The sequence below is a fragment of the Methanoculleus frigidifontis genome (genome assembly GCF_030464345.1).
In the GTDB taxonomy this organism is placed as follows: domain Archaea; phylum Halobacteriota; class Methanomicrobia; order Methanomicrobiales; family Methanoculleaceae; genus Methanoculleus_A; species Methanoculleus_A frigidifontis.
The window spans coordinates 13,651-30,321 of sequence record NZ_VCYH01000014.1 but is presented as its reverse complement, the minus strand read 5'-3'; the positions used below and the strand labels follow the sequence as shown (position 1 = coordinate 30,321).

The 16,671-nt window shown below is 60.5% G+C and carries 15 protein-coding genes; 7 read left to right on the top strand and 8 right to left on the bottom strand.

What is annotated here, in order from left to right:
* Nucleotides 1–16 precede the first annotated feature (16 nt).
* Nucleotides 17–1,105, top strand: coding sequence for an archaeosine biosynthesis radical SAM protein RaSEA (locus FGU65_RS14870; RefSeq protein WP_301665291.1), 1,089 nt, complete (start codon nucleotides 17–19; stop codon nucleotides 1,103–1,105).
* 664 nt (nucleotides 1,106–1,769) lie between these two features.
* Here the strand turns inward: FGU65_RS14870 and FGU65_RS14865 are convergent.
* The 8 genes from FGU65_RS14865 to FGU65_RS14830 all read right to left on the bottom strand — a co-directional run bounded on the left by FGU65_RS14865 (nucleotide 1,770) and on the right by FGU65_RS14830 (nucleotide 12,016).
* Nucleotides 1,770–3,923 (bottom strand): bi-domain-containing oxidoreductase, encoded by a 2,154-nt coding sequence (locus tag FGU65_RS14865; protein WP_301665290.1) that lies wholly within the window; start codon nucleotides 3,921–3,923, stop codon nucleotides 1,770–1,772.
* Nucleotides 3,904–5,109, bottom strand: a complete 1,206-nt coding sequence (locus FGU65_RS14860) for a prenyltransferase/squalene oxidase repeat-containing protein (RefSeq protein ID WP_301665289.1) — start codon at nucleotides 5,107–5,109, stop codon at nucleotides 3,904–3,906. The genes FGU65_RS14865 and FGU65_RS14860 overlap by 20 nt, the downstream gene beginning before the upstream one ends.
* Entirely contained in the window at nucleotides 5,094–6,326 is a 1,233-nt protein-coding gene (locus tag FGU65_RS14855) for a glycosyltransferase family 4 protein (RefSeq protein WP_301665288.1), read from the bottom strand. The genes FGU65_RS14860 and FGU65_RS14855 overlap by 16 nt, the downstream gene beginning before the upstream one ends.
* On the bottom strand, nucleotides 6,323–7,699 hold the full coding sequence (locus FGU65_RS14850) for a nucleotide sugar dehydrogenase (RefSeq protein WP_301665287.1): 1,377 nt from the start codon (nucleotides 7,697–7,699) through the stop codon (nucleotides 6,323–6,325). The genes FGU65_RS14855 and FGU65_RS14850 overlap by 4 nt, the downstream gene beginning before the upstream one ends.
* A gap of 22 nt (nucleotides 7,700–7,721) precedes the next feature.
* A complete protein-coding gene (gene wecB, locus FGU65_RS14845; protein WP_301665286.1) occupies nucleotides 7,722–8,801 on the bottom strand; it encodes a non-hydrolyzing UDP-N-acetylglucosamine 2-epimerase in 1,080 nt (359 codons plus the stop codon).
* 43 nt (nucleotides 8,802–8,844) lie between these two features.
* Complete coding sequence (locus FGU65_RS14840) at nucleotides 8,845–9,813, bottom strand: glycosyltransferase family 2 protein (protein ID WP_301665285.1); 969 nt, start codon at nucleotides 9,811–9,813, stop codon at nucleotides 8,845–8,847.
* A 740-nt stretch (nucleotides 9,814–10,553) separates the two neighbouring features.
* Nucleotides 10,554–11,357 (bottom strand): tRNA pseudouridine(38-40) synthase TruA, encoded by an 804-nt coding sequence (gene truA, locus FGU65_RS14835; protein ID WP_301665284.1) that lies wholly within the window; start codon nucleotides 11,355–11,357, stop codon nucleotides 10,554–10,556.
* Nucleotides 11,354–12,016, bottom strand: coding sequence for a CehA/McbA family metallohydrolase (locus FGU65_RS14830; RefSeq protein ID WP_301665283.1), 663 nt, complete (start codon nucleotides 12,014–12,016; stop codon nucleotides 11,354–11,356). The genes truA and FGU65_RS14830 overlap by 4 nt, the downstream gene beginning before the upstream one ends.
* Nucleotides 12,017–12,060: 44 nt before the next feature.
* On the opposite strand from FGU65_RS14830, the gene FGU65_RS14825 reads away from it, so the two are divergent.
* The 6 genes from FGU65_RS14825 to FGU65_RS14800 all read left to right on the top strand — a co-directional run bounded on the left by FGU65_RS14825 (nucleotide 12,061) and on the right by FGU65_RS14800 (nucleotide 16,670).
* A complete protein-coding gene (locus FGU65_RS14825) occupies nucleotides 12,061–13,485 on the top strand; it encodes a dihydropteroate synthase-like protein (RefSeq protein WP_301665282.1) in 1,425 nt (474 codons plus the stop codon).
* Between the two features lie 149 nt (nucleotides 13,486–13,634).
* Nucleotides 13,635–14,519: a fasciclin domain-containing protein gene (locus FGU65_RS14820; RefSeq protein ID WP_301665281.1), complete on the top strand. Its 885-nt coding sequence runs from the start codon at nucleotides 13,635–13,637 to the stop codon at nucleotides 14,517–14,519.
* Between the two features lie 108 nt (nucleotides 14,520–14,627).
* Entirely contained in the window at nucleotides 14,628–14,999 is a 372-nt protein-coding gene (locus tag FGU65_RS14815) for a Mov34/MPN/PAD-1 family protein (RefSeq protein WP_301665280.1), read from the top strand.
* Nucleotides 14,951–15,436, top strand: coding sequence for an FAD synthase family protein (locus tag FGU65_RS14810; protein WP_437344455.1), 486 nt, complete (start codon nucleotides 14,951–14,953; stop codon nucleotides 15,434–15,436). Before FGU65_RS14815 ends, FGU65_RS14810 begins: the two co-directional genes overlap by 49 nt.
* A 33-nt stretch (nucleotides 15,437–15,469) precedes the next feature.
* A complete protein-coding gene (locus FGU65_RS14805) occupies nucleotides 15,470–16,159 on the top strand; it encodes a small multi-drug export protein (protein WP_301665278.1) in 690 nt (229 codons plus the stop codon).
* Between the two features lie 49 nt (nucleotides 16,160–16,208).
* Entirely contained in the window at nucleotides 16,209–16,670 is a 462-nt protein-coding gene (locus tag FGU65_RS14800) for a ribonuclease III domain-containing protein (RefSeq protein ID WP_301665277.1), read from the top strand.
* Nucleotide 16,671: the final 1 nt, after the last annotated feature.

The window sequence follows — 16,671 nt, the reverse complement described above, 5'->3', positions numbered from 1 at the left end:
GATTCAGACGCTTGCCATGAATTTACGCAGGCAAAACGGGAAACAACCAGGGACTGTCGATTTCAGGGTTCCCATCGGGTGGGAGGAACGGACCGGCCACCTGAACGACGAACCGATCAAACGCCTGATCATCTTTCTCCGCTCGACGGGGTGCGAATGGGTCGAGAAGACCGGCGGATGCACGATGTGCGGGTTTTACTGCGCAACGTCGCACGGCAGAGAGGTCTCTGCACAGGACTATATCGCCCAGTTTGAGTACGTCATGGACGCCGTCGACCTTGGCGATTACCCGGTAATCTCCATCTACAACGACGGGAACGTCTTCAACGAACGGGAGATGCCGCTTGACGCGGTAAAAGAGATCTGCAGGTATATCGATGGGTACAGCAATATCAAAAAAGTCGTAGTCGAATCCAGGATAGACTATTCTCCGGAGGCGCAGGTCAGAAAGATGCAGAAACTCTTATGCGGCCGGCAGCTCGAGCTGGCCTTCGGGTTTGAATCCGCAAACCCCGAGGTGATGAACCTCTGCATCAACAAGGGTTTTACGTCGAACAACTTCGACATCTTCTTTGAACGGATGCAGCGGCTCGGGATTCTCACAAAACCGCTCCTGCTGGTCAAACCGCCGTTCCTGACCGAATCGGAGTCAGTGAGCGACATCCTGCAGACGCTCGCATATCTCATCTCGCGGGGGGTGGATTCCATCGACCTCGAGGTGACCACAGTCGAGAGAAACACCGTCGTGCACGAACTCTGGAAGCACGGCCTCTATCGCCCACCGTGGCTCTGGAGCCTTGTCGATCTGCTGCAGCGAGCAAAAGAGCAGTACGGCGAGCGCATGCACGTCTACGTAAGCCCGTGGACCTACTCGGTCGAGTCGCTCGACTGGGCGCGAAACTGCGGGGCATGCGACCGGGAACTCATCAAAGCCGTCGAAGCGTATAATGTCCAGTTTGATACCGATGTCTTTACCGGCATCGACTGCTCGTGTGCTCACGAAGCATGGACAGACGTCTACCGGGAGACCGACGGGCGGACGATCCCCGAACGCATACGCGACCATCTTGCCACACTCGGGTCTGCAGCAGAGAGCCAGCGCTGAAGGGCGAGCCACATCTCAGGAGAGGTGGAGAGCGCCGCCCTCAGCATTTTTCCTCGATGCCTTTTCGTGATTACGAAGAGGCGGATCCGTGCCAACGGAGCTTTGGCGAAACTGTTGTGCAAGATGCACTGTGTTTTTGACCCGTACGCTACGCGGATCGAGAGTATGAGGGGGCTATCCCATCGGGGAGGGCTACCAGGCGAGGGGGAAACCCTCCATATACGCTACCCTTAGATACGGGGATTTGCGCGTATACCGCGTTCTTCCCCTGACCGGGCTTGTCCCGGGGACGACCTTTTCCCCTCCCCTGTCTCCCGTGAAGATCCACAGACCTCATCAACCCCGCCCCCTCAAGGGGCGGGGGCAGTCATGGCGATACCCAGGGGAAAGCCGTGCCCCCGAATATCCCGGATTGCGGTCATCCGGAGCAAGAGATGGAACCTCATTAATTGCCTGGACTCCGCCGATAGCAACAGGAATTTCGGTGCACCCATAGGGTACGGTAGCGTATATGGGCACGTCTCCTCCCCTGGCCCCACCCCCACGAAGATGCTCTCCACAGGCCGCTTGTGTGCAGGGCCGTCCAAATGAGTTCCACAAGATACCCTCTTGCGAACGCAGCCTGTGCCCGCAGGGAGGATCTTCGCAGAAAAAAGGAATGCTCTTACAACCCGAGCGAAGCAGTATCGACGGCGACCGGGCGGCCCGCCTCGATCGACTCCCACGCCCGGAACGTCGCCAGCGTCGTCGCGGCGCTTTCGGTAAAGTTGAACCCTTCACCCCTGGCGAAGGCGTGGAGCTCCTCAACAAATCCCTTCTCCTGCGAAAACCACCGTTTCTCGGTCTCGGCCTTCCCGTCCCGCGTCAACCGCAGGTCGCGGAAGTCCACGATCCTCCCGACCGCCCCGCTGCAGAATACCTCCACCGTCTCTTTGGAGTAGGCACGGTCGCCGAGCGTCGTGTAGGTCACTGTTCCGATCGACCCGTCGGCGAAGGAAAACATCGCCTGGAAGTTGTCGTACTTGCTGACAACGCCGGTCGGCTCGATCCCGCGTGCAAACACCAGCGTCGGGCGTGCACCGGTCATATACTGCATATAGTCGATGAAGTGGCAGCATTCCGAGATGAGCATCCCGCCGCCCTGCTCTTCGTCGTGCACCCAGTGATCCGCCGGGATCTCCCCGGCATTCACCCGGTAATGAATGACCATCGGAGAACTCCGGTTCGCGAAGAAGGCCTTCATCCTCCGGGAGAGCGGTGAGTGGCGGCGGTTGAACCCGACCATCACGTCGCCCTCGGATGCCTTCCAGGCATCGGCGACCATACGGAGCTCTTCGGGCGTCGTGGCCAGGGGTTTTTCGACGAAGACGCGTTTTCCCGCCTCTAGCGCTTCGACGACCATCGGTGCATGCATGTCGTTGCGGGTTGCTATCAGCACCGCCGGGGTCTCGGGGTCTTCGAGGATCTTCCGGTAATCGGTCGTGCAGTAGGCGAACCCATACTTCTTCGCAACCGAGTGAGCAGACAGGCCGGTCGCGGTCGCCAGCCCCCGCAGGGTCACCGGCAGCTGCGGCAGGTTGGGATAGAGGGAGCTTAAGGCATGCACCCCCGCACCGATGCACCCGAGGTTCTGCACGGCCGCCGGCTTCTTCACCCGTGTCCCGGTCTCCGGCTCCATGAACGTCACGCTGCCGGCAGGCCTGCTCCCGTTCCCGTTCGGACTGTACTTCAGGAGAACGCCGAGGTACTTCTCCCTGCCGCCGGCGATCATCCCGTACGCCCCCGGAGCATCGGCAAGATCGAACTCGTGGGTAATCAGGCGGTCGAGCGTCACCTTCTTTGCGCGCACGAGCTCGAGGAAGGCCTCCATGTTCCGGCGTTCCGTCCAGCGGACGTAGATCGGATAGTCGATCCCCCGCTCTTCGTAGTTCCGGTCGTAGCGCCCGAGGCCGTACGACCGGGAGACGACGACCTCCGCCTCTTTTTCGTAGAAGATATCACGCGGGACGTTCATGCCGACGTTGCCGACGACGGCCACACGTCCCCGGTCGCGGACGAGATGCCCGGCGGCCTCGATCGGTGCGTTCGATTTTGTCGCGGCGGTGATGATGACGGCGTCCGCCCCAAACGGCGAGAGGCTCTGCAGTTTCTCAAGAACGCCGTCGTAGTTCGTGGTCATATCGGCACCGAGATCGCGGGCGAGCGCCAGTTTCTCGGGATCGATATCGATGCCGATCACCCGGCATCCCGCGGCTTTCAGGATCTGCACGGTGAGAACGCCGATCAGCCCGAGGCCGATGACCGCGACGGTCTCCCCGAGACCGACCTGGGCGTTTCGCACCCCCTGCATGGCGATCGCGCCCACCGTCGTGAATGCAGCCTCCTGCAGGCTCACACCGTCCGGCACGGCGACACAGAGGTTCTTCGGAACCGCGACATACTCGGCGTGGACGGCATACCCCGCTCCTCCGCAGGCGACCCGGTCGCCGACCTCGAAGTCGTCGACCCCGGTCTCCCGGACAACCCCTGCAGAGCTGTAGCCGAGGGGTTCGGGCTTTGCGAGGCGGCTCATCGCCTGCTGGTACGCAGAGAAGGGACCGTCCGTCGTCACCTTCGCGAGGACTTTCCGGACATCGTCCGGCCGGTCTTTCGCTTTTCCGACGAGCGATTTCTTAGCAAGATTGATCAGCGCCGTCTCTGTCCCGGCGCTGATCAGCGAATACCGATTCTCGACGACGAGGGCCCGCCGCGCCAGGGGGGCAGGGACCTCCTCGACCTGTATCTCTCCCGACTGAAGATCAAGCAATACCTGTTTCATGTCCATTCTCCCATACAAGCGACTGGGAAAGGCAGTCCAGCACTTCCGACGTCATAAACAGATCCGGGAAATTCTTCGACGGCTCTACTGTGGACGTCCGGATCCGGAGCATTCCTCGCAGGAAGTCGAAGGTCCGCGAATCGACCGTATCGGCATACCGCCTGCGTGCGATCTGCCGGTACATACCGTAACCGAACCGGAACGCCCGATGCTGCGCGGGAAAGTCCCCAAGTCCGGCGGTTCTCGCGGCCGTAGAGACGGCCGCGGGGAAGCCGCTCCATGCTCCGGGCTCCCAGCGCAGCACCAGCCCCCGGAGGCACGGTTTGAGACCCTGCAGTGAAAGGTCGGCGTGTACGCGAAATTCCTGCTCCCGGCGGCCGAGATACCGGAGGGATGCGTATGCAAACCCGTACGCGCCGCTCAGGTAGTAGGCGAACATCAGCCCGCTTTTCGACCAGACAAACCGGCCGTCGCGCCGCTGCTGATCGACGAGCCACGCCGCCGCCCGGGAGAGGCTCTCCGCGACCCGCTCGTCCTGCAGCACGTCGTTGATCTTGGCGAGATAGTAGATCGTCACCGCCTGGTAGTGGACGCACGGCAGATTGAATGTATACGGATACGTTCCCCGGTCGACGGCGTAGGGATAAACGCCGCTTTCCCACTGGTGATCGACGATGTTGGCCGCGGCACGCATCGCGGCATCCCGGCAGGCCGCATCCTCGAAGGCCGCGGCGTACCGCGCCAGGAACGCACCGCATGAGGCGTCGACGTTCAGGTGATCGGCCGTATAGAGCGCCGACTTGAGAAAGTAACCGGGGCGCAGTTCCTGCGCAAGGACGTAGTCCCGCGCTTTTGCGAGGGCATCGGCGTGCGGATACAGCCGATATGCATCCAGGAGCGCCTCCCCGACGAACGACGTAATCAGCGCCGACGGCTGGTTATAGTTCACGTGGATCTCGTTCCAGGAACCGTCACCGTTCTGCGACTGCAGGAGCGTCCTGAGGATCGGTTCGACGAACTGCAGATCACCGGTCCGCAGGAGCGCCTTGCAGACCTCCGCGTGCACCCGGTTCCGGACTATCCCGAAGACCGGGTCGCGGATGTAGGCGGCATCGCCGTCGACGACCAGATTCTGCCCGACCGTATCGAGAAGTTCCCGGATGATTGCCGTCACGCGCTCGTCCATGCCATCCTCTCGATATGCTGCTTGAGTTTCCGGGCGACTGTCCTGCGGTCGTACTTCTTCTGGACGTACTCCCTCCCCTTCTGCCCCATACTCTCCATCATCGCAGGGTCGTCGATGAGCGTGGCAAGCGCCAGCGCTATGGACTCCGGGGTGTTGTCGGCGATCAGCCCTGCACCCGAATCACGGGCAAGATGCGCGATCTCCCCGGCGCCGCAGCCCACGAAGGGAATACCGCACGCCATGTACTCGTAGGCCTTGGTCGGGGCGGCATACTCCAGGTTCGCCATCTTCTTCAGCGGCGCAATCCCGACGAGGGACTCCGAGAGCAGTTTCGGGATCTCTTCCCGGGGAACCACACCCGGAAACAGCACCCAGTCGGTCATATCCTCCGTCCGCACCATCTGCTCGAGCTGCCCACGGATATCCCCGTCTCCGACGATGAGGAACTTGAGATTGTACTTCCCGTTCATCGCCTTGACGGCCAGTGCGACCTTCTCGAGATCCTGAGCGTGCCCGACATTCCCGGCATAGATGATCTGCCGCTTCTTCTCGGCGCTCACCGGATAGAAGAACTCGGTGTTGACCCCGTTCGGCATCAGTTCCATGGGTGCGGCAACCCGGTACTGCGACGCGATCCGCCGCCCGAGTTCGGTAGTCGTCACCCCGACCAGGTCCGCATGCGCCAGGCACATCTGTTCGAACCGCCGGCTCATCCGCTCATACAGGCTCCCTTCCCTGACGAACCCGAGGCTGATCGAGGCATCGATCCAGAGGTCACGGATATCCAGGATCCACCGTCTGCCGAGGAGGCGCTTTGCCACGTAACCGGGGATGCCGGTGAAGAGCGGCGGCGTGGAGGTGATGACGGCATCGTACCGCCCCGCCGTGAAGATGAGCCGCAGAAGCACGTGCAGGGGAAAGACGAGATAGTAGAGCATTCTACTAACGAAACCCGGGTCGCGGACGTTCGGCTGCCAGCCCCAGAGGCGGAGCACCTCGATGCCGTCGACGGTCGTTCTCTCCGAGGGTTTCCAGACACGCGGGAACGTGCCGGTCGGGAACGTCGGGTGCGGCGCGACGACCGTCACCCCGAGCCCGAGTTTTGCGAGGTGCTGGGCGGTATCGTAGATACGTGATGCGTTCCCGGAGCGTTCGGGAGGGAAATGCTGTGAGACAATGAGCACGCGTTTCATCCTGGCGCCTCGCTCCGCCGTCATACGATATCGCCACGCTCCTGGTGAGGAACAAGCGGCAGCGTCGGAGCCAGCTCCGGTGCATTGAGCGGCCGGACCGACACCTCCGGACCGAGCGTGACCTTCCGGACACCGGCATCGGGCTGGACGAGCGGTGCGCCGGCCCCGTCCCCGAGCACCCGGATGACAAATCCTTCCCGGCTCCATTTTTCATGCGGCAGGATGTTCCGGGTATCGACGACGTTCTTTGTCCGCATGCCGGCGGCGGCGAGGTCGAGCGTCCTGAAACAGTCGTGATCCGCGAGCACCACGATGCAGTCACTATTTCGAACGGCCTCGTCGAGGTCGTAGAGCGGATAGTGAAACTCTTTCACGTGCGGGTCGTAGCACCGGACGGTATACCCTTCGTTCTCGGCCAGTTTGATGAACTTGATCGCAGGGCTCTCCCGGGTGTCGTCGACGTTCCCCTTGTACGCTACACCGAAGACGGTGATGGTCGCATTCCTGGTACCGTTGACCAGTCCGCGAACAACATGAAGGACGTAGTTGGGCATGGAGTCGTTGACCTCCCGCGCCATCGAGATCATCTTGCACCGGATGGAGTTCTCGGTCAAAAACCACGGATCAATGGCGATGCAGTGCCCGCCGACACCAGGGCCCGGGCTTAACACCGAGACCCGCGGATGTTTGTTCGCAAGAGCGATGGCCTCCCAGACGTTGATGCCGCACTCCTCCGAGAGCTGCGCGAACTCGTTCGCGAGGGCGATGCTGACGTCCCGGCAGGTGTTCTCCATCAGTTTGACGAACTCGGCGGTCTTTGTATCGGTCTGGTAGATCTGCCCTTCCACAAAACGGCGATAGAGTGCAACCGTCTGTTCCGTCGATTCACGGTCGTAGCCGCCGACGACCCTGCTGTTGTGGATCATCTCGCGCAGGGTGCTTCCCGGAATGGCGCGCTCAGGGCAATGTGCATAGAGAAATTCTCCCACCATGACCCCGCCGATCTCCAGCTGCGGGATGATCACCCGTTCGCTGGTGCCGGGAGGCACCGTCGATTCGAGGATAACGAGGTTGTCCGGGTCAAGGTGCGGCGCGATCATGCCCGCAGCCTTTTTGACAAAGGTGAGGTCCGATACCTTCGTACCCTGATCAAGCGGTGTCGGGACGGCAATCAGAAAGACGTCGGCCTTTTCCGGCTCTGTTTTTGCAACGAACCGACCGCGTGCCCGGAGGAAGAGATCATCCATCCCGGGCTCTTCAAACGGGACCCGTCCCTGATTGAGGGTGTTCACGACACTCTCCTTCACATCGACACCCACGACGTCCGCACCTGCAGCTGCAAACAGAAGGGCTGTCGGCAGACCGATATATCCAAGTCCAAGCACACAAATTTTCATAGCTCCCCCCCTAAAAGCCGCCTCAGCCCGACCGTGCAGCGGCACATACCAGCACGATCATCTTCCCGGCGATTCCATCTCCGTATGGATTTTTCCAGCAGTTTTCCCATGTTGCCGCCGACCGGACACCCTCAAGGATCCGCGCCGACTCGGTGCCGACCAGGATGTTCGAACCGACATCGATCGTCTCGGGCCTTTCTGTGTCGTAGCGCATGGTCGCGCAGGGGACACCGAGAACGCAGGCCTCCTCCTGCACGCCGCCCGAGTCGGTCAGGACGATCCGCGCCTGCGCTTCGAGCTGGAGGAACTCCAGAAATCCGAACGGCTTCGTCAGCTGGATCCCGTCATGCCCGATACCGAACTCATCGATACGCCGCGCCGTCCGGGGATGAACCGGAAAGATGACCGGCATCGAAAACTCCTGCTGTATCGATTCGAGGCCGCTGATGATATCTTTCAGCCGGGCTCTGTTGTCGACGTTCTCCTGCCGGTGCGCTGTAACAAGGAAGTATTCTTTCGGCTTTAGATCCAGATTTTTCAGAACGTTGACTTTTTTGCGGGATATGTCGAGGTTCTGGTAGATGGCATCCACAACGGTGTTGCCGGTGACGCAGATCTTTTTGTCGTCGATGCCTTCTTTCAACAGATTCTCACGAGCCTTCTCAGTAGGGGCAAAGAGATAGTCCGACATATGATCCGTGAGAATGCGGTTAATCTCCTCCGGCATCCACCGGTTGAAACTCCGCAGGCCGGCCTCGATATGACCCACCCGCGTGTGCAGTTTGGAGGCAGCGAGCGCTCCTGCAACAACGGTATTGGTATCCCCCTGCACCAGGATGACATCCGGTGCCTCTTTGGCCAGAACCTTCTCGACCCCTGTCATGATCCGGGCGGTCTGTTCGGCATGCGTGCCCGATCCGACATCCAGATTATGATGCGGCTCCGGGAGATCCAGTTCCTCAAAAAAGAGCCTGTCCATCTCGTAGGAGTAGTGCTGCCCGGTGTGCAGGACAAAATAGTCCAGATTTCTCCGTGCGCATTCCCGTATGACCGGGGACATTTTAATTATCTCAGGACGTGTACCAAGAACAATTCCTATCATTTTGCCAACTCTCCGGGATTCCCGCATGATAGCAGCAGGCACATTATGCTCTCACCCGCGCAACGATATCCAGCATCAGCCCCATGAGAAGGGTGACGGCGCCGATAACGAAGAGAACCGAGATGATCACACCATATTCGAGTGACAATGCTCCGGTTTCGTTGAAGATCTGCAAAAATCGCGTCCAGAGGAATATTCCAAGGAACAGCGACGCGAAACCGGGCGCTCCGAAGTAGAAAAGCGGCTTTTTCTCAATTCCGAGCCAGAATAACGAGTTCAACACCTCAAATCCGTGTGCGAACGGGTTCTTTGTCGAGGTGTCGAAGTCACCGTATTTGCATACGATCGGCCGTTCACCGACACGCAGGTTCGTCTCCTGCGCCACCTGAAGCATCTCGGATTCCGTCGAGAAATCGTCTTTTTTCAGCCGCTTGAGCATCGATTCGATGGATCTTCGGTTCAGAACCCGAAACCCGCACTGCGAGTCGGTGATGGTGCTGCCGACACCGGTGACGACGTCGAGCACCGCACGCCCGAACCGCCGGTATACCGGCATCTGGCCGAGTTTCCGGTATCCGATGACCAGGTCCGCATCGTCGCCGATGATCGGTTCGAGGAGGAAGGGGATCTCTTCCGGATTATGCTGGCCGTCCCCGTCCATGAAGACGAGCACATCAAACCGGCCCTGAAAGGCGTACTCAAGCGACGTCTTTATCGCCCGCCCTTTTCCCTGCTGCGAACCGTGCGATACAACGACCGCACCCGCCTCACGAGCGATATTGACCGTCTCGTCAGTACACCCGTCATCCACGACGAGAACCTCGTCAACGTAGCGGCGAGCCATGAGAACGAGTGAACCGATGGCAACCTCCTCGTTATAGCAGGGTATGGCAACGAGCGTCCTCTTCTTCCGTGCGCTGAAGCCCGGAGTCGGCGTCTCGATCTCCTCGCTTATTTTCCTCCGATACCCGGGCATCACGGGCGCCTGCAGGGGATTGAGCGATTCCTGCATCTGATAATGAAGAAGGGGCGTTTCCACCGGACTTTTCAGTGCGTACCCCATGCGGATCAGCCGGTCAATCTCGATACTGCTACCCGTACCTGTATACTGTGGTCGTGGAACAGAGCGCTGCGGCCCTGACAGGCCGTCTGCACGCGCAGGTTCTGTTCCCAGACCTGGATCTGTGTCGTACATCCACTTTCCCCCTTGACGTACTGAAACGGGACTGTTCAGTCATATATTAATAGGTTATTATTAACCAAAAATAGTTTACAGCATATAAATTAAAGACATATTTAATTAACAGGCACACCCATATAATAATACAATAATATTTAAAGATACTTAATAATCAAAAAATAGACGGGATGGAATGGAATGCCCGATAGACTGCTCTCACCAACCGGTTTTCCCGGGATGAACTCGTGAAAACGTTCAGAGGGACACAAAGTATAAATAGTCTACAGGGAATTGTCAGACAAAATGGAAGATTTTCCCTGCCGCACCTCCTTTGCGTGATTCATCCCGTCAAGCACGATCCTTTTTAAACCGCCAGCTCAAAAACGCCAATTTTCCCGATCATCCGCGCCGTACATCTCCACTCAGGCGCACCTCCCCCGGGAAAAACTCGTTTCATTTCACAGAGGGGCAAGGGTTGATGTTCCCCCACCAGTATTTCCCGGCAGAACCACCAGGATATCCGGGACGCGGTGCCGGGTTCGTACCGACAGGCCAAACCGGTGTCGGGCAGATCACCGCTCGGAAGTCTCTTTGGACAGAACACAGGTGATCTCTTCCATCAGGGAATACCGGCGGTAAAGCATACGGAGATGGTTTTGGTGTTTTTCGTCTACGCAGAGCGGCAAAAATGTGACATCATAGGCGACGTCCCAGAGGATCAGCCCATCAGGGGGCGAAGCAGGGAACCGTTCCGCCGTCGGTTCTTCGAGGAGGCCGGCAAGTTCATCGATATCAGCAGCACCCCGGCCTGCGAGCAGAAGCGCAGTTGCCATGCACCGCACCATATTCCAGAGGAAGCTCTTTGCCGTGACCTCGAAGACGCAGAACCGACCCTCCCGCCGGATATCTGCAGCGAGCACCGTCCGGACGGGATTCTTATCGCCTACCCGCGCAAACGAGGAGAAGTTATGACTGCCGATGAACCGACGTGCCATCTCCTGCATGGCAGAAACGTCGTCCGGCGGGTCAGGGAAGTAGTAACGGTACGTCCGGGACAGGGCATCATACCGCGGATGGAACGAATCGGGTACGGATGCCCACGCCGTGCACCAGATGTCCGGCGGAAGAACGGGGTTTAATGCCTGCACCGCCCGCTCCTCCCGGTCGGTCGTAAAGGCACAGACCTGCCCGCAAGCGTGCACCCCGCGATCCGTCCTGCCGGCGATCCGAAACCCTGCATCCCGCCAGTCATCAAAGAGGCCGAGCCTGCGGCACGACTCGATGACCTCCCCTTCCACTGTCCTCAGCTCGGGCTGCATCTGCGATCCGTAAAAGTCTCCGCCGAGGTAGACGAGGCGGAATGCCAGCCTCGTCACCGCACCCGCCGCCTGATCCGCCGCAGAGCCCCTTTGAGGGATTGCCGGGTATAGGTGTGGAGTGGCGTCATTCTCCCGGCCGCAATCGTGTTCCCCTCCCGGATCGCCTGCAGAATGGCTGCGGCATCCGGTTCGGCCGAGACCAGGGCATGGCCGAAACCGACGTATCGGGCGTTATGCGCATCGCTGCCCCCCACGCAGGGTTTATCGAATCTCCGTGCAATTTTTGCCGCCTTCCGATTCGCAGAACCGGTGATGTACCTGCTGTTAAATGTCTCAACCGCATCCACCGACGCGATGCCGACCTTCAGTTTCCGCCCGACGCCGTGCCGCCACATGTGGTAGGGATGGGGGAGGATCAGCAGCGCTCCGCGTGCACGCGCGTATGCAACCGTCTCGAGAAAATCCCGGCCGGCCGGGATAGGCTCGGTTATCCCGAGTGCAAGGAGATGCCCGTGCCGGGTGGACACCTCGATCCCCGGGATCACCACAAGCGGCGTATCGCACGTCAGGGCATACAGCGCCCCTTCCACAGTATCGTGGTCAGTGATGGCCACGGCATCGAGGCCGACCGACTCGGCACGACGGAGGATTTCCTCAACACTGCTCTCGCCGTCCTTTGAAAAGTTCGTGTGAACGTGCAGGTCGCACTTCAGCATGAGATCAGAGATATTTTTCTCGCTTCGGATATTAATGAGAGCGTATGCGCATCCTACTCCCCACCGGATCGGCGACGGCACCAATCGTCACGGAGATTGTAGACCGCTTCCGTGACCGATACGCGATCGACGTGGCCGTCACCGGCGAGATTGCGTCTTTCCTCACGGCGGATCACCTGCGCCGCCTGCTGGCCGGAGGGGCCTACGATATGGTGCTCGTCTCGGGCATGTGCACCGCATCCTTTGCAGCGGTCGAAGAGGAGACCGGTGTGCCGATCTACCGCGGCCCGCGCCACGCAGCGGATCTCGGCCTCGTGCTCGCGGTCCTCGAGACCGTGCACCTCTCCCGCTCGATCCCAGCCGACGAGTTTCTGGCCGTGGAACGCCGGCAGGAGGCGTACCGAAAGATAGCAAAGCGCGAAGAAGAATCCGCGTGCGACTTTCTCATCCGCGGCCTGAAGATCGGCGGGGAGTCACGGATCAAAGTGCTCGCCGAGATCATGGATGCGCACCGGCGGGAGGACATCCGGGCCGAGGTCGAGCGGTTCTTCGCTTCGGGCGCCGACATCGTCGATCTCGGGTTCGGGTTCGACGCTTCGCCCGAGGACGTGCGCCGCTGTTTCGCGGAGACCGCCGATTGTGACGGGGTGCTCGCCGTCGACACCCAGGAGCCACGGCTGATCGCAGCGGCGCTCGACCGTGCCGATATCGTCCTGAGCCTGCATGACGGCAACCTCCCCGAGATCGGCAGCGCCGTGGCGGACGCAGGAGCCGCTGCGGTGATCGTCCCCCGCGACAAAAGCCTTGCCGAGAACCTCCGGCAGGCCTCTGATGCAGGCATCTGCTGCCTGCTTGCCGACCCGCTCCTGCAGCCCGCGGGATCCGGGCTCGTCGAATCGCTCGCCGCCTTCTCCCCTGCCGGCCACCCGCTCTTCTTCGGCGCCGGCAATGTGGTCGAGCTCCTCGATGCCGACTCACCGGGTGCAAACGCCCTCCTTGCCGCCATGGCCTACGAGGTCGGCGCAGCGGTCATCTTCACCAGCGAACACTCGGACAAGACGCACGCTTCGGTCGCCGAGATGCGGCGGGCGACCGAGATGGCGGCGCTGCTGCACGGCCGCCCCTACCCGAAGGATCTTGGGCTCGATCTCCTGATCCTCAAGGAAAAACGGCGGCGGCGGGAGCCGCCCCTCACCTATACGAGCGAGGCCGCCGCACCTCCGATGCCGGAAGAGGTCACCTACGATCCGCTCGGATGCATCCGGATCGGTATCGAGGACGGCTGGATCGTGGCCGTGCATAAGGGCAGGGCGATCCGGGGCAGGCGATGGGAGGATGTTTTTCACGCCCTCCTCACTGAGGGGCGGGTCTCCCTGATGGATCACGCCGCGTACCTCGGCAAAGAGCTCTACAAGGCCGAACTTGCGATCCGGTTCAACCGGAGCTTCGAGCAGGACGGGCGTTTCTGAGCAGGAAATGCACATTTTTGGCAAAGCAGCGCATTCCAACAAAATATCAACATGTTTTTATAATATTCCCTGCATTGTGCCGTGGCAACATCCACGCACAGATCAGCGAAACCGTTGCCGATTCCTCTCAACCAGGGAGATGATGATAGATGAAGATCAGAAAAGCAACACTGGGGCTTTGCGCCGTTCTGCTCCTCTGCCTCTGTATCGGGAGCGCCTGCGGACAGGAGCAGACGGGGGTGAAGATCGAACTCAGGAACAGTTCGTACTATCCGCCGACGATGACGGTAGCGCCCGGAACGACGGTTGCCTGGACAAACTACGACAGCGTAAGCCATTCCGTCACCAGCATGACCGGACTCTTCGACTCCGGGGCGCTTGAGACCGGGGAGTCCTTTACCTATACCTTCACAGATCCGGGCACCTATGCCTACGGCTGCAGAATCAACCAGTCTCTCCAGGACACCAGAATGCCCGGCCGCATCATCGTCTCGGATACGGTTGCCGGGAACATGACCGGCACGCAGGCAGACACCGTCATAGAGGCGATCGAAGCGGATGCGAACCTGACCGTCTTTGCGCAGGCCCTGAACGCGACGAACCTCACCGCAAACCTCACCGCAAGCGGCCCGTACACGGTCTTTGCGCCGAACGACGAGGCTTTTGCGGATCTCGGGAACGAGACGGCGGCAGATCTTCTGAACGACACGCAGAACCTCACCCCCATCATCCGCTACCACATCGTTGAGGGGCTCTACACCGTTCCGCAGCTCGCCAATCTGACGGAGTCCGGCAACGCAACTCTCCCAACGCTTCTCGGGACGAACATCACCGTGACCCGGGAGGGCGGCGCGCTGATGGTCGACAACATCACCCTCGGCACAACAGAGATCAACGCCGACAACGGCATAGTTCACACCATCGATGCGGTGCTGATGCCGCCGGAGGAGACACCTGCACCCATAACCGAAAACGAGACCACGGACACAAACCGCACCCAGATAGAGATGCCGACACTCCAGAACCGCTCCTGAAAAAATCCCGTCAGGCGGGCAGCACCGCGATCCTCCTCTCTTTTTCCGGCCGCCGCATCGGCAGGACACGAGGACTTATCTTTCCTCTGTTCCAAGTACCTGAACAGAATGAAAGTTCACGGGATCAGCGCCGAACTCCTCTCCATGCTTCTGCAGCTCGGAAAAGAGCATCATCCGAATGAATTTGTGGCGGTTCTGCGGGAGCGGGACGGCATTATCCGGGACCTTGACCTGGTGCCGGGGACGATCGTCGGCTCGGAGAGCGCGTCATTCTTCGTCGATATGCTCCCGCTGGACACGCACCAGGTCGGCAGCGCGCACAGCCACCCGAACGGAGTACTCTTACCGTCCCCGGCCGATCTCCGGTTCTTCCCCAAGGTCGGCAGATACAACCTCATCATCGGGTACCCGTATGAAGACGGCGACTGGCAATGCTTCTCGGCAGACGGTGCTCCGATGCACCTCGAGGTGGTCGCGTGAAGTGCGTGGTGGCGACGGGAACCTTCGACATCCTCCACCCGGGTCACATCCATTACCTGGAGGAGTCCCGCAGGCTCGGCGACGAACTGCACGTCATCGTCGCACGCGACGTCAATGTCAGGCATAAACCGCAACCGATCGTCCCGGAAGAGCAGCGTCTCCGGATGATCCGTGCCCTAAAACCCGTGGACGACGCCCGCCTCGGCGACCCGCACGACATGTTCCGCCCGATCGAGGAGATCCGCCCTGACATCATCACCCTCGGTTTCAACCAGCACTTCAACGAGGAGCAGCTCGGACAGGCGCTCGCAGAGCGGGGCATCGACGCCCGGGTGGTCAGGATCACCGGCTACCACGAGCCGCTTGCCAGTTCCTCACGGATCGTCGAGCGCATCCTCGCGATGCGGACGGATACGGCATGCAGCGATCCTGATTGAGCCCGGCGCTGCAGACAGGTAGACACACGAGCCATGCAGCAACAGACACTCCCGTGGAGCAAAGAGGCAGATAGTGAAGACACCGCTCCCTTCCCGCCGGCACTCTCCCTCGGCATTCCGTTCGGCCTCTGCGGAGTCTTCGTCCTCGTCACCTTTCTGCTGCTTCCCCTGAATGAATTTCTCATCCTCTTCGGGATGATGGTCGCCTACGTCGTCCCCCCGGCAGGCAGGGAGACGGTCATCCCGCTCGCCATCGTGCTCGGCATCCCCTGGTGGCTGATTGCGTGTACCCTCGCGTTCCTGGACTTTGCCGGCGGCCTCTTCATGGCATGGAACTTCCCGCTCGCCCTGAAGATCCCGATCGTCGGACCCTGGATACGGCAGTTCATGGAGGCCGGCCAGACCTATCTTGCAGAGCGGCCGTGGCTGGAGAAACTCTACTTCCTCGGCCTGGTGCTCTTCGTCAGCATCCCCTTCGAGGGATCCGGGAGCATCACCGGATCGATCATCGGCAGGATGCTCGGGATGGGGAAGACCGAGGTGCTCGCCTGCATTACCATCGGCGGGATTATCGGCAGTTTCGGCATCGCCATCGGCGCCGACTACATCAGAGGGATATTCCTTCTCGACGTCACCCTCGGTCTCTCGCTGCTCGTCTTCATCCTGATCGGCATCGCCATCGCGGTGATGTACCGGAGTTACCGGCGGAAGCGGAGCCGGTGACTGCGGGCAGCAACCAATATAGGGCGACGGGACAAACACCGAGAAGAGAATGCCGATGCAGAACCAGGACGACCTCGCTGCCCTCGAGAGGCTGCTTGACTACACCTTCCGCGACCGCTCTCTCCTGGAGCGGGCGCTAACACGCCCGGCCTACGCACGCGAACAGGGGCTTTATGAGGATGCGCACCAGGAGGCACTGGCCACCCTCGGCGATGCAGTCGTCACCGTGATCGTCATCCAGTCGATTATGGCGCGGGGTATCAGCAAAAAGGGCGAGATCACCGCCGAGAAGATGAAACTCGTCAGCCTGCTCCCGCTCAACGAGGTTGGCCGGGCGATGCGCCTCCAGGAGTTCATCCGGTTCGGCAGGGGCGAGGCGAAACAGGAGATCTGGCGCTACAGCGATGCGCTCACCGAGACGCTGGAGGCGATCGCCGGAGCCGTCTTCCTCGACTCCGGGATGGCCGCAGAGGTCGAGCGCAGCCTGCGGGCGGTCGGGTGCGTTCCGTAAG

Coding starts and splice junctions, on each gene's coding strand:
- FGU65_RS14870 (WP_301665291.1), top strand. CDS start 17: ATGAATTTACGCAGGCAAAACGGGAAACAACCAGGGACTGTCGATTTC.
- FGU65_RS14865 (WP_301665290.1), bottom strand. CDS start 3,923: ATGAAACAGGTATTGCTTGATCTTCAGTCGGGAGAGATACAGGTCGAG.
- FGU65_RS14860 (WP_301665289.1), bottom strand. CDS start 5,109: ATGGACGAGCGCGTGACGGCAATCATCCGGGAACTTCTCGATACGGTC.
- FGU65_RS14855 (WP_301665288.1), bottom strand. CDS start 6,326: ATGACGGCGGAGCGAGGCGCCAGGATGAAACGCGTGCTCATTGTCTCA.
- FGU65_RS14850 (WP_301665287.1), bottom strand. CDS start 7,699: ATGAAAATTTGTGTGCTTGGACTTGGATATATCGGTCTGCCGACAGCC.
- wecB (WP_301665286.1), bottom strand. CDS start 8,801: ATGATAGGAATTGTTCTTGGTACACGTCCTGAGATAATTAAAATGTCC.
- FGU65_RS14840 (WP_301665285.1), bottom strand. CDS start 9,813: ATGCAGGAATCGCTCAATCCCCTGCAGGCGCCCGTGATGCCCGGGTAT.
- FGU65_RS14830 (WP_301665283.1), bottom strand. CDS start 12,016: ATGCTGAAGTGCGACCTGCACGTTCACACGAACTTTTCAAAGGACGGC.
- FGU65_RS14825 (WP_301665282.1), top strand. CDS start 12,061: ATGCGCATCCTACTCCCCACCGGATCGGCGACGGCACCAATCGTCACG.
- FGU65_RS14820 (WP_301665281.1), top strand. CDS start 13,635: ATGAAGATCAGAAAAGCAACACTGGGGCTTTGCGCCGTTCTGCTCCTC.
- FGU65_RS14815 (WP_301665280.1), top strand. CDS start 14,628: ATGAAAGTTCACGGGATCAGCGCCGAACTCCTCTCCATGCTTCTGCAG.
- FGU65_RS14810 (WP_437344455.1), top strand. CDS start 14,951: ATGCTTCTCGGCAGACGGTGCTCCGATGCACCTCGAGGTGGTCGCGTG.
- FGU65_RS14805 (WP_301665278.1), top strand. CDS start 15,470: ATGCAGCAACAGACACTCCCGTGGAGCAAAGAGGCAGATAGTGAAGAC.
- FGU65_RS14800 (WP_301665277.1), top strand. CDS start 16,209: ATGCCGATGCAGAACCAGGACGACCTCGCTGCCCTCGAGAGGCTGCTT.